Origin of the sequence: Rhizobium grahamii, from assembly GCF_009498215.1 — a bacterium.
Classification (GTDB): Bacteria; Pseudomonadota; Alphaproteobacteria; order Rhizobiales; family Rhizobiaceae; genus Rhizobium; species Rhizobium grahamii_A.
On record NZ_CP043498.1, the window covers coordinates 3,127,699 to 3,140,352 of the forward strand.

The 12,654-nt window shown below is 61.1% G+C and carries 11 protein-coding genes; 5 read left to right on the plus strand and 6 right to left on the minus strand.

All coding sequences use genetic code 11. From position 1 onward, the window contains the following. The first annotated feature begins 47 nt into the window (after positions 1-47). From FZ934_RS15095 to FZ934_RS15110, 4 genes are read left to right on the plus strand one after another with little or no spacing between them, the layout of a single operon-like run. Positions 48-1,277, plus strand: a complete 1,230-nt coding sequence (locus FZ934_RS15095) for a COG4223 family protein (protein WP_153271735.1) — start codon at positions 48-50, stop codon at positions 1,275-1,277. Between the two features lie 3 nt (positions 1,278-1,280). Further along, positions 1,281-2,867, plus strand: coding sequence for a heme biosynthesis protein HemY (locus FZ934_RS15100; protein WP_153271736.1), 1,587 nt, complete (start codon positions 1,281-1,283; stop codon positions 2,865-2,867). 14 nt (positions 2,868-2,881) lie between these two features. After that, on the plus strand, positions 2,882-3,367 hold the full coding sequence (locus FZ934_RS15105) for a TerB family tellurite resistance protein (protein ID WP_153271737.1): 486 nt from the start codon (positions 2,882-2,884) through the stop codon (positions 3,365-3,367). Then, positions 3,357-4,118, plus strand: a complete 762-nt coding sequence (locus tag FZ934_RS15110; RefSeq protein ID WP_153271738.1) for a glutamine amidotransferase — start codon at positions 3,357-3,359, stop codon at positions 4,116-4,118. Before FZ934_RS15105 ends, FZ934_RS15110 begins: the two co-directional genes overlap by 11 nt. A 16-nt stretch (positions 4,119-4,134) precedes the next feature. Here the strand turns inward: FZ934_RS15110 and FZ934_RS15115 are convergent, their stop codons facing one another. Then, entirely contained in the window at positions 4,135-5,379 is a 1,245-nt protein-coding gene (locus tag FZ934_RS15115; RefSeq protein WP_153271739.1) for an MFS transporter, read from the minus strand. Positions 5,380-5,515: 136 nt separating this feature from the next. On the opposite strand from FZ934_RS15115, the gene FZ934_RS15120 reads away from it, so the two are divergent. After that, complete coding sequence (locus tag FZ934_RS15120; RefSeq protein WP_153271740.1) at positions 5,516-5,806, plus strand: YggT family protein; 291 nt, start codon at positions 5,516-5,518, stop codon at positions 5,804-5,806. Between the two features lie 123 nt (positions 5,807-5,929). On the opposite strand, the gene ppa is transcribed toward FZ934_RS15120, so the two are convergent. The 5 genes from ppa to FZ934_RS15145 all read right to left on the minus strand — a co-directional run bounded on the left by ppa (position 5,930) and on the right by FZ934_RS15145 (position 12,649). Beyond that, the gene (gene ppa, locus FZ934_RS15125) at positions 5,930-6,466 is read right to left on the minus strand and encodes an inorganic diphosphatase (RefSeq protein ID WP_065694490.1); all 537 of its coding nucleotides are present in this window, start codon (positions 6,464-6,466) and stop codon (positions 5,930-5,932) included. 140 nt (positions 6,467-6,606) lie between these two features. After that, on the minus strand, positions 6,607-7,113 hold the full coding sequence (locus FZ934_RS15130) for a GNAT family N-acetyltransferase (protein WP_153271741.1): 507 nt from the start codon (positions 7,111-7,113) through the stop codon (positions 6,607-6,609). 205 nt (positions 7,114-7,318) lie between these two features. Continuing rightward, complete coding sequence (gene typA / locus FZ934_RS15135) at positions 7,319-9,136, minus strand: translational GTPase TypA (protein ID WP_153271742.1); 1,818 nt, start codon at positions 9,134-9,136, stop codon at positions 7,319-7,321. Positions 9,137-9,262: 126 nt separating this feature from the next. After that, on the minus strand, positions 9,263-10,840 hold the full coding sequence (locus tag FZ934_RS15140; RefSeq protein ID WP_153271743.1) for an alkaline phosphatase D family protein: 1,578 nt from the start codon (positions 10,838-10,840) through the stop codon (positions 9,263-9,265). A gap of 129 nt (positions 10,841-10,969) precedes the next feature. Further along, entirely contained in the window at positions 10,970-12,649 is a 1,680-nt protein-coding gene (locus FZ934_RS15145; RefSeq protein ID WP_153271744.1) for an ABC transporter permease, read from the minus strand. Positions 12,650-12,654: the final 5 nt, after the last annotated feature.

The following is a 12,654-nucleotide window of genomic DNA, read 5'->3' on the forward strand; positions in this document are numbered from 1 at the left end:
TGGCATCACTGACTAGTTTCGAACTATTACAGAAAAATGAGGGTCCCATGGCACCAGGAAATCCGCCACGCCACTCGAAAAGTACCGACGAGCCGGTCACCATCGATCTGGATGCGCAGGAAATTGCCTCTGCCAATGATGCTGAAAAGGACCAGCAGGCACCCTCTGGTGCGACCGAATCGGAATTATCCGGCGCCGGGACTGAACAGCTTGCAAGCGAACCGGACGCGCCGTTCGAAAAGCCTTTCAACGCTGCCGACGCTGCCGACGCTGCCGACGCTGCCGACGAGCCGCCGGTACATAAGCAGGAGGGCCGTGGCAATACCTCGGGATTGATTGCCGCCGGCATCGTCGGCGGATTGATCGCTCTCGTTGGCGCGGGCGCCATCCAATATGCAGGCTTTCTGCCGGGCCGCTCCGCTGCTCCCTCGCAGTCGACCGAGGTAAGCAACCTCGCCGGCGAGATCGAGGGCTTGAAACAGTCGGTCGCCAATCTCGCGGCCTCCCCGCCAGCTGCGCCTGACGCCAAGTTCGAGGCCAGAATCGCAGCACTGGAGGCAGCCGAAAAGACGGCAGCACCGGCAAGCAGCGACGGCGCATCCGTCGACGCCTTGAATCAGAAGATTGCGGACCTCACGAGCCAGCTTTCGCAACTGCAGGCGACGGTGACCAGTGCCAGCGCGGAGCGCAACTCCGATGGAGCCGACATCGAGAAACGGCTGGCCGAAGCCGAAAAGAAGCTGAACGAGCCGCGACAGGACGTAGCGGTGGCGAAGGCCATTGCCGCGGCCGCCCTGAAAGCCGCGATCGATCGCGGCGGCCCCTTTGCCGCCGAACTGGACACGTTTGCGGGCGTCTCTCCCGATGATCCTGTCGTCGCCAGCCTTCGCAGCTACGCCGAAACGGGCGTACCATCGCGCGCCGACCTCATCCGTCAGGTGCCTGATGTCGCAACTGCCATCATCGATTCCGCCAACCAGGCGGACCCGAACGAAAGCTGGTCGGATCGACTCATGTCTAGCGCGAAATCGCTGGTAAAGGTTCGTCCCGTCGGCAACATCGAGGGCGATAGCGTTGACGCGATTGCGGCGCGTTTCGAAAACAAGGTCAACAACGGAGACCTGCCAGGCGCGTCGACTGAATGGAACAATCTGCCGGCAGCGGCCAAACAGGCCTCCGCCGCTTTCAAGCAATCGCTGGAAGCACGTATTCGCGTCGAAGAGCTTGTCGGTAGTGCATTGTCGAAAGCAGTCTCCGGCACCGGACGAGAGGGCTGAGGAATGATCAAGCTCGTTATATTCGCTGCTCTCGTACTTGTGTTGGGCTATGGTTTTTCGTGGCTGGCCGATCGGCCTGGCGATCTCTCCCTGATCTGGGAAGGGCAACTCTATCAGACGAAGCTTATCGTTGCGGCCACTGCGCTGATCGCGCTGATCGCCATTGTCATGGTCGCATGGTGGCTGCTGCGCTCGATCTGGACTTCGCCCTATGCCGTCACCCGCTATTTCCGCGCCCGCAAGCGTGATCGCGGCTATCAGGCCCTTTCGACCGGCCTGATCGCGGCCGGCGCCGGCAATGCCCTGCTCGCGCGCAAGATGGCGGCGCGTTCTCGTGGCCTGCTTCGCGCCGATCAGGAGCCGCTGATCATCCTCCTGGAAGCCCAGGCCGCCCTGATCGAAGGACGGCATGACGAGGCACGGGCAAAGTTCGAAGCGATGACCGGAGATCCCGAGACGAAAGAACTCGGATTGCGCGGTTTGTATCTCGAAGCCAAGCGTCTCGGCGCCAACGAGGCCGCGCGGCAATATGCCGAGCAGGCGGCCGACAACGCGCCCTACCTTCCCTGGGCTGCCCAGGCGACGCTGGAGTACAGAAGCCAGGCCGGCCGGTGGGACGATGCGATCAGGCTGCTTGAGCAGCAGAAGGCGGCCCGCGTCGTGGAAAAGCAGGAGGCTGACCGTTTGCGCGCGGTATTGCTGACGGCCAGGGCGACCGAAAAGCTGGAGAGTGATCCTGCCGGCGCCAGGGACGATGCGACTCATGCCCTGCGGCTTTCAGCCGATTTCGAGCCCGCCGCAATTGTCGCGGCGAAGGCGCTCTTCCGCGAAGACAAGATCCGCAAGGCGGCTGGAATTCTCGAACAGGCATGGAAGGCCCATCCGCATCCCGAGATCGGGCGTACCTACGTTCGCGCAAGGAGCGGTGATTCCGCCGTCGATCGGTTGAAACGCGCAGAGAAGCTCGAAGCTTTGCGCCCCAACAACGTCGAATCGCTTCTTGTCGTGGCGCAAGCCGCGGTCGATGCCAAGGATTTTGCCAAGGCGCGGGCGAAGGCCGAAGCTGCCGCTCGCATCGAACCGCGCGAAGCCGCATTCCTGCTACTTGCCGACATCGAAGAGGCGGAGACAGGAGACCAGGGCCGTATCCGGCATTGGCTCGCGCAGGCGCTGAAGGCACCACGCGATCCGGCGTGGGTTGCGGATGGCTTTGTGTCAGACAAGTGGTTGCCGCTCTCGCCCATTACCGGTCAACTGGACGCCTTCGTCTGGAAGGTTCCCTACGGCCAGGCTGAGGGTCCGGCCGAAGAAGGTGCCGTCGTCTCCATCGATCAGGCTCTGCGGACGCTTCCGCCTGTCCGCGAAGCCCGGCCGGAGAGCCCGGTCAATGATCACCGGATCATCGAACTCGAGCGGGCAGCCACTATCGCGGAGGCAGCACGGCCCGCTCCGAAACCGACCCCGCCTGCAAAGGCAACGGACGATACGTCCTCTGAAGCACGCCCATTCTTTGGCGGACGTCCGGATGATCCCGGCGTGCGCAATCCGATGGCGGAACCCGAACCCAAGACGCGGCTTCGCTTATTCTAGAAAACAGGACCCGGATGTTCGAACGATTTCAGGTATTCTTTCACAACCTTACCGCAGACCGCCCGAAAAACAGCTTTGCTCCCGACGATCCCCGCATCGCCGTAGCAGCGCTCTGTATGCAGGTCATGGAAGCCGATGGACAGATCAAGGACAGCGAGAAAAAGCGCCTTCGCAAGCTGCTGAAGGAACAATACGGGCTGGATCGCAAACAGCTCGACGCCCTGATCGCGGCAGGACAGGAAGCCGAAAGTTCGGCGGTGGACTATTACCGCTTCACCTCTGACCTCAAGCGCCACCTGAACAGCGAACAGCGGGTGGAGCTGATCGGCATTCTCTGGGACATTGTCTACGCGGACGGCGAACGAAGCGAGATGGAAGACGACGCGATCTGGCGGATCGCCGAATTGCTCGGCATCTCGGCGCGAGAACGAATCCAGAAGCGCCAGGAAGCGGCAAGACGGGTGACTGACGTGACGGTGGTACAGGACGATGCCGACTGACACTTTGGCGCAAGGGGACGACCGCGGCTCGGTGCTCATCGTGCTGCATCAGGAGCGGTCCAGTCCCGGACGGGTTGGCCAGCTTCTGGTCGAGAAGGGATATCGCCTCGATATCCGCCGTCCGGTCCTCGGCGACAAGTTGCCGTCGACGCTTGCGGATTACGCCGGCGCTGTCGTCTTCGGCGGACCGATGAGTGCGAACGATCCCGACGATTTCGTGAAGGCCGAAATCAACTGGCTTGACGTGCCGCTCAGAGAAAAGCGGCCGCTGCTCGGCATCTGCCTTGGAGCACAGATGCTGGTTCGTCAGCTCGGCGGCAAGGTCCAGTCAAACTCCGATGGCTCGACAGAGATCGGCTGGTATCCGCTGCACGCCACCGAGAAGGGCCGGCGGCTGATGCACTGGCCGAAGATGGTCTATCATTTCCATCGGGAGGGCTTCGACCTGCCGCGCGGCGCTGAGCTTCTGGCGGAGGGCGACGCCTATCCCAACCAGGCCTTTCGCTACAACGGCCACGCCTGGGGGCTGCAGTTTCACGCGGAACTGACGCGGGCTATGATGCATCGCTGGGTGGTTCATGGCGCCCACCGCTTCATCCTGCCGAACGCCCAGCAGGGGCGCGAGCATTTGGAAGGGCGCATGTTGTTCGATGCGCCGCTCCGGTCATGGCTCAACGAATTTCTCGATATCGTCTTTACCGGCCATTCTGCAAAGGCTGAGACGGAAACCAGGATCGCACTTCCCGGTTAGGGCCGGCCTGTTTGGATCAGGCATGTTCGCGTGAAGGCGCATCCAGGGTATCGATTTTGCGAAGCTGTGGGAAACTGGTCGCCCAGATCGCCGCAACGGCAAGCGTGCCGATACCACCGACAATGACTGCAGGCACGGCGCCGAACAGGGACGCCATCGTGCCCGCACGAAACTCCCCAAGTTCATTCGAAGCGCCCACGAACACCATGTTGACGGCATTCACGCGCCCGCGCAGCTGGTCCGGCGTCCAGAGCGCAATCAGGCTTTCGCGAACATAGACGGAGACCATGTCGGCAGCGCCCATCAAGGCCAGCGCGGCGATCGACACCTCGGTATTTGTCGAGAAGCCGAAAACGATGGTGCCAAGGCCGAAAAGGGCAACACCGATGAACATGTAGATGCCAGCGCGATGCCTCAGCGGATAGGCGGCGAGAAACAGCGCCATTGCGATCGCGCCGACGCCGGGCGCGGAACGAAGCAGACCAAGACCCCAGGGGCCAAGCGTGAGAATGTCGCGGGCGTAGATCGGCATCAGCGCCGTCGCACCGCCCAGCAACACCGCAAAGAGATCGAGCGAGATAGCCCCGAGGACGACCTTCTCGGCCTTGATGAAGCGGAAACCGCCAAGGATCATGTCCCAGCTCTTCGCCTCGCCGGTGGTCTTCTGCGCCGGCTTCGGGATCATGAAAAGCAGGATCGCGCCGAGCCCGGCAAACACCACTGCGACGGTATAGGCAGTATGCGGATTGACGCCATAAAGCAGACCGCCAAGCACGGGGCCGGTGATCGCCGCCAGCTGCCAGGAAGACGAATTCCAGGCGATCGCGTTCGACAGATCCTCCGGCGGAACGAGGTTGGGTGCAAGAGACTGGATGGCCGGCGACATGAAGGCGCGCTCGATGCCGAAGACCAGCAGCACCGCGAAAACCGGAATGGGAGAGAAGGTGCCGGTCACGGTCATCAGCAACAGGGCCAGCGTGCAAAGCGCGCTGACGAGAGAGCACACCGCCGCGATCGCCCGCCGGTTATGCCGGTCGGCAACGGAACCCGTTACGAGAATGAGTACGAGCGACGGCAGGAACTGCACAAGGCCGATCAGGCCAAGATAGATGGCGCTCCGGGTCTGGTCGTACATCTGCCAGCCAACGGCGACGCTGACGATCTGTTGCGAGAAGGACAGCAGGAACCGCGCGAAGAAAAATCGGGTGTAGGACGAATGCCGGAAAGCGGCAAAGCGGTCTCCGGTAGCTGCAAAGGACATCGGCGTTCCAAGAAACAGGGCCGACAACCGCTCGCAGGAGGCCCGTTAAACATGATTTGCTGCGCGTTTTGACACGGCTCTTGCTCGTTTAGTCGCCAATGTCTACATGTCTGTCAACTAAGAACTGGAGACCGCGATGATTGCCCTTTTTCAAACCATTGATTTGGCTTTGAATCTTTACACTTGGGTGCTGATTGCCAGCGCTATTTTCTCTTGGCTCTATGCATTCAACGTCATCAATTCCAGCAACCAGTTCGTCAACTCGGTCGGGATGTTCCTCTACAACGTCACCGAACCGCTGCTTCGACCGATCCGGCGCGTGCTGCCCAATCTCGGCGGCATCGACATTTCGCCGATCATCCTGTTGCTGATCATTTTCTTCATCCGTTCGCTGATGTGGAACACCATCTTCCCGTTGGTGGCCTAAGCCTGGCGCGCACGCCGTTGACGTGCGCCCCGAATTGCATCACACAACCGCATAAGAAAAACCCTCCGGATCGGTGACGACCCGGAGGGTTTTTCAAAAACTCGGTATGTCAGATCGGGCCGATCAGGCCTTTTCCTTCTTGGCGCGCTCGATGGCTTCGAGGATAAGCTGGCCGGCTTCCTTGGCATCGCCCCAGCCGTAGATCTTCACCCACTTGCCGGGTTCCAGATCCTTGTAGTGCTCGAAGAAGTGCTCGATCTGCTTGAGGGTGATCTCAGGCATGTCGGTGTAGTCCTTGACCTTGTCGTAGCGCATCGTCAGCTTCGGCGACGGCACGGCAATGATCTTCTCGTCCTTGCCCGAATTGTCTTCCATCTTCAGCACGCCGATCGGGCGCACGTTGATGACGCAGCCCGGAACCAGCGGACGCGTGCTGGCGATCAGGACGTCGATCGGGTCGCCGTCTTCCGAAAGCGTGTGCGGAACGAAGCCGTAGTTACCCGGGTAGGTCATCGGCGTGTAGAGAAAGCGGTCGACGACGAGCGTACCGGCTTCCTTGTCCATCTCGTACTTGATCGGGTGGCCACCGACGGGCACTTCAACGATGACGTTGACGTCCTCAGGTGGGTTCTTGCCAATGGAAACGGCGTCAATGCGCATGCGATACTCCCGCGAGGTGATTGCTCGCAGCCAAATAATCGGTTTCATGCCGCGACGCAACACGGCATTGTAGGCGAAGTTCGGGGGAAGGCAATTTCAGCGGCGGCAGATAGCCCCGGACAAAACCTGCTTTTGCAGGCTCAATTCCAGATGAAGCCTATCTTCTTCAGCTGCTTCCGGTCGAAGGACTCGATGCCTTCGCAGTAATCAACGCCACCGTGGCCGCGATAGAAATCCGCGCCACGATCGTTCTCTTCCAGACACCACACGACCAGCCCCTTGCAGCCAAGCGAGGTCAATAGCCTGCGGGCTTCGCCGAAAAGCATGTTTCCAAGGCCAATGCCTTGATATTCCGGGCGAAGATAGAGTTCGTAGATCTCGCCTTCCTGCGGCAACGCCCGTGCCCGATTGAGCCCCAGCGTCGCATAACCGGCGACAGTACCGGCAACATCAAGAACCAGCAGCGTTGCAGGCCCGCGCGTTGCCTTGCGCCACCAGTTTTCACCACGGCGCTCGATCATTTGCGTCAACGCGCGATGCGGAATGATACCGGCATAGGTATGACGCCACGCAAGCCGATGCACCTCCGAGATAGCTCGGGAGTCATGCGGCTCAGCCCGCCGAACATCGATCGATAACGTCTTCATAACGCTTACTCTGGTCCCGTTGTGGACAATTAACCATATGCATCAACGCATTAAGGCTGATTGCCCACAGACTTAACATGTGGACGACGGCTGAAATTTAACGCTTTTTTAACTATTGCGACAAGAAGGATTCGACGAACCGCACAAAATAAAAAACCCCGGCGCGATGGCCGGGGTTTCAAAGTCTCTACGAAGTGGTTTCGCCTCAGGCAGTCTTCGCCTTGGCGAAGCGCTTGCGGTCGTTGGCGTCGAGATACATCTTGCGCAGACGGATCGACTTCGGCGTCACTTCCATCAGCTCGTCGTCCTGGATCCAGGAGAGAGCGCGGTCGAGCGTCATGCGGATCGGCGGCGTCAGCTTGACGGCTTCATCCTTGCCGGCGGCGCGGATGTTGGTCAGCTGCTTGCCCTTCAGGACGTTGACCTCAAGGTCGTTGTCGCGGCTGTGGATACCGATGATCATGCCCATGTAGACCTTTTCGCCGGGCTCTATCATCATCGGGCCGCGATCTTCCAGGTTGAACATGGCGTAGGCAACGGCTTCGCCCGGAGCGTTGGCCAGGAGAACGCCGTTCGTACGACCACCGATTTCGCCCTTGAAGGGCTGGTAGTCCTTGAACAGGCGGTTCATCACGGCGGTACCGCGGGTGTCGGTCAAGAGTTCCGACTGGTAGCCGATCAGGCCGCGGGTCGGCGCGTTGAACACCAGGCGAACGCGGTTGCCGCCCGAAGGACGCAGCTCGGTCATTTCAGCCTTGCGCTCGGACATCTTCTGAACGACGACGCCGGAGTGCTCTTCGTCGACGTCGATGACGACTTCTTCGATCGGCTCCATCGTGTTGCCGCTGTCATCCTTGTGCATGACGACGCGCGGACGCGACACGGCAAGCTCGAAGCCTTCGCGGCGCATGGTTTCGATCAGAACGGCGAGCTGCAATTCGCCGCGGCCGGATACGTAGAACGAATCCTTGCCTTCGGCTTCTTCGATCTTCAGCGCGACGTTGCCTTCGGCTTCCTTGAACAGGCGGTCGCGGATGACGCGCGAGGTAACCTTGTCACCCTCGGTGCCAGCGAGCGGGCTGTCGTTGACGATGAAGGACATGGTAACGGTCGGCGGATCGATCGGCTGGGCGGTCAGCGCTTCGGTGACGGCAGGATCACAGAAGGTATCGGCAACCGTGCCCTTGGAGAGACCGGCGATCGCGACGATGTCGCCTGCGTGCGCTTCGTCGATCGAGGTACGCTCGATGCCGCGGAAAGCGAGGATCTTGGAGATACGACCCGTTTCGATCGTCTTTCCGTCCTGAGCGAGAACCTTGACGGCCTGGTTCGGCTTGATCGAACCGGAATTGATACGGCCGGTGATGATACGGCCGAGGAAGTTGTTGGCTTCCAGGATCGTGCCGATCATCGTGAACGGGCCTTCGGCAACCGTAGGCTCCGGAACGTGGCTAAGCACGAGGTCGAGCAGCGGCGCGAGACCCTGGTCCTTCGGACCTTCAGGGTTGACGTTCATCCAGCCATCGCGACCGGAACCGTAAAGGATCGGAAAGTCGAGCTGTTCGTCGGTCGCATCGAGGCTGGCGAAGAGGTCGAACACTTCGTTGATGACTTCTTCGTGGCGGCCATCGGGACGGTCGATCTTGTTGATCGCGACGATCGGACGGAGGCCGACCTTCAGCGCCTTGGAGACGACGAACTTCGTCTGCGGCATCGGGCCTTCCGACGAGTCGACCAGAACGATCGCGCCGTCCACCATCGACAGGATACGCTCGACTTCACCGCCGAAATCGGCGTGGCCGGGGGTGTCGACGATGTTGATGCGAACACCCTTCCACTCGACCGAGGTCGCCTTGGCAAGGATCGTGATGCCGCGTTCCTTTTCCAGGTCGTTGGAGTCCATGACGCGTTCTGCAACGCGCTGGTTCTCGCGGAACGAGCCGGACTGTTTCAGGAGTTCGTCAACCAGTGTCGTCTTGCCATGGTCAACGTGCGCGATAATCGCGATGTTGCGAAGTGCCATATGTCTAAATCTCTGAGGCTGGGGCGCCGCGCTGGGAGAAGGCGCCAATTTCATTTGGGCGGCTCATACAGTGTTTTTCGCTTTTGCGAAAGGGGGGAAAGCCGGAATGCCTGCCATGCATGGACATCAACTCGATATCTGCGGATCGAGCGTCGTCCGCCACAGCTCGGTATCGTTCCGATCCATCAGCCTCACGGTCAGTTGCTCGGTCTGCCCATCGATGTCGACAAGCCCGAAGAACTGCATGCCGGCCGACGGCGGCAGGTTCTGCTCCGCCCCGCCGGGCGCGGCCTTCATGAACTTCACCTGCGGCCCAAAGGTCATGTCGAGTTCCTGCGGGCCATAGGTTCCGGAATGCAGAGGACCTGCTACGCACTCCCAGAACGGCAGGAACTCGCGGAATTTCGCTTTGCCGGGATCGTAGTAATGCGCAGCCGCGTAATGCACGTCGGCCGTCAGCCAGATCATGTTCGCTATGCCCGCGTCGCGGATGAAGCGCAGGAGATCGGCGAATTCCAGCTCGCGGCCACGCGGTGGGCCGTTGTCGCCGTTGGAGATCGACTCGCTGCCCGTCCGGTGGCCGTAGTCGTCCCAGATCACCAGCCCGATCGGCAGATCGCAGGCAATCACTTTCCAGGTCGCCGTCGAGCGCACCAGTTCTCGTTTCAGCCACGCCACCTGCCGTTCGCCCAACAGTCGCGACTCCGCCGCTGGCTCGGCATCGAGCCCATCGCTGTTCGGGCCGCGATAGGAGCGCAGGTCGATGAAGAAGACGTCGAGCAGCGGACCGTAGGACACCTTGCGATAGATGCGGCCAGGCTCGTCAGCCACGTAGCGGATCGGCGTCATCTCGTGAAAGGCACGACTGGCGCGGGCCGCAAGCATGGCGATCGACTTTTCCTTGTAGCGATCATCGTCGCGAAGATCGGTCGAGGGCGACCAGTTGTTCAGGACCTCGTGATCGTCCCATTGATAGAAGACAGGACAGACCGCGTTAAACGCCTTCACGTGGTCGTCGAGCAGATTATAGGCCCACTGGCCACGAAACTGGTCGAGCGTCTGCGCAATGTCGCGCTTTGCCTCGGTGACCACACGGTTCTTCCAGATGCCGCCGTCTCGCAGCCTGACCTCATCGGCAACAGGATTGTCGGCATAAATCGTGTCGCCGGAGTGGATCATGAAATCCGGCCGATGGTAGGCGATCGTCGAATAGGTGCGCATCCCCTCGTCATCTATGCCCCAGCCCTGGCCAGCCGTATCCCCGGACCACGCGAAACGGATGCTGCGCTTGCCTGATGGCGCCGTGCGAAACTGTCCATGGATGGGTTCGGACAAATCGTTGACGTCCTGAAGGTCGGCCGCACGAAAGCGATAGAATATCTCCTGATCATCCGGGAGATTCTGGAGCAGCAGCTTTCCCGCCAGATTGGTCTCCGGCGTCACGTCTATGGGCGCGACGCGCACTGCATTGGCAAAGCGGTCGCTCGTCGAATATTCGACATAGAGCCGTGCCGGCCGGCTCACTTGCGCCCACACGACACCCGAATTCGCATCGACATCGCCGGATTGCACGCCCGCAGTGAAGACCGGACGACTGGACGAGCCGCGTGCATAGTAGGGCATCGCCAGCCCGGCTACTGCAAATCCGCCGACAGCGCCCATGGATGAAAGGAAGCGTCGACGGGTCGTTTCAGTCAATCTCATGCCAAGGTCTATCCGGCTAACGGGAGGGCCGAACCTATGGCGGCAGTCATGTCATCCGCTTGAAGGCGGCATGACGGTTTTTCGAAACTTCAGCGACAGTTTTGTTACGGGAGCCCCGCTGGCGAGGCGCTATTCCGCCACCAAACCACTGCGACGAAGCAGCGTCAGCAGCAGAAGCGGCAACAGCGTCGTGATGAGGATGGCGATGAAGGCCATCGCCATGCCGAGGCCGATCGACCCCTGCTCGAACTGGCGCCAGATGAAGGTGGCGATCGTCTGCATGCCGACAGGTGCGACGACGACGGAGGCGACCAGCTCGCGCGACGCAAGCGCAAAGACCAGCAGCATCGCCGAAGCGAGGCTCGGAAAGACGAGCGGCAGGAGGATGCGGCGGAACGCAGTCACTCCGCTTGCACCAAAGACCCGAGCCGCGGCTTCCAGGCTGTCTCCGATCTGCTGGAATGCCGCCGTCGTGTAACGCACGGGCTGCGGCAGCAGGATGCAGCAATAGGCGAGAAGCAGGATAAATGCCGTGTTGTAGGGGGTCGCCGGCAGCCAGGGCATGTTCCAGGCAAGGATCAGCCCGACGGCAACGACGATGCCCGGCAACGCATTCGGCAGGATCGTCATCGTGTCGATCGCCACGCGTCCGCGGATCTTCGTCTTGACCACCGTATAGGCGGCCAGCACGCCGATGAGGCCGGTAATCAACGCCGTGCCGATGCCGAGCGAGAAGCTGTTGAGAAGTGCCCCCAGCGCACCGGCGCTGTTGTTGAAGACGGACAGGAAGTTCTCGGCGCTGATGTTGTCGAGCCCCAGACCACCCGAGATCGTCCGCGACAGTGCGGTGAACAGGATCGAGAGCAATGGTACGCCGGTCGCAAGGAAGGCGACAACGGCAAAGGCGATCATCACCGGAACCTTCATCGCCCCAAGCGGCCGCTTGTCCTTGGCAGCAGGTTTGCCGCCCACTGTCTGATAGGACCGCCGGGCGAGGATCCATCGCTGCAGCAGGAATGTCAGCAGAGACATGACGACAAGCAGGATCGACAGGATCGCCGCGCCCGGCAGATCGATCGGCCAATCCGAGATCCGCAGGTCGATACCGGTGACCAGCACCTGGAAGCCGGCGCGACGACCAAGCGCTGCGGGCGTCCCGTATTCCTCGATCGCTGCGGCAAAGACCAGCATCAGGCTCGCAACGAGCCCGGGCGCCGACAGTGGTAGCGTGATCCGCCAGAAGGCCCGCGCCGGCGACGCGCCAAACACACGGCCGACATCCGCATAGCGCGCGCCAACCGCCTCGACCGTGCGCGATACGGCGAAATAGACGACCGGAAAGGTATTGAAGGCCATGACCATGGTCATGCCGAACAGCGAAAAAAGAAAGGGTGCGAGGTTGAATCCCGCGATCTGCTGAAGATAGCCGCGCGGTTGCAACGTCATGATCCAGCCAAGTGTGGCGATGTAAGGCGGGATCATGAACGGAACGAGCAGCAACACATCCCACAGCGGCGCAAGCGGAATGCGATAGAGCGCCCGAAACACGCCGAGCGGCACCGCCACCAGCGCCGAGGCCAGCACCACGCAACTGCCGAGCAGAATGGTGTTCCCGGCCATACCGACAAGCGCGCTATCGAAAAGCGTCGCAACAAGCGAGGAGAAAGGGCCCGCGAACGAGCCCTGTCCGAGGTTGGGAAAGATGCCCTGAAGCACAACGGCGATGAATGGAACGCCGACGATAACGGTCAACCCCGCGATCGCCAGCCAGGCGGCCGGCGCAGCGCCGCTACTATCGTTCGTCCTCATCGCCC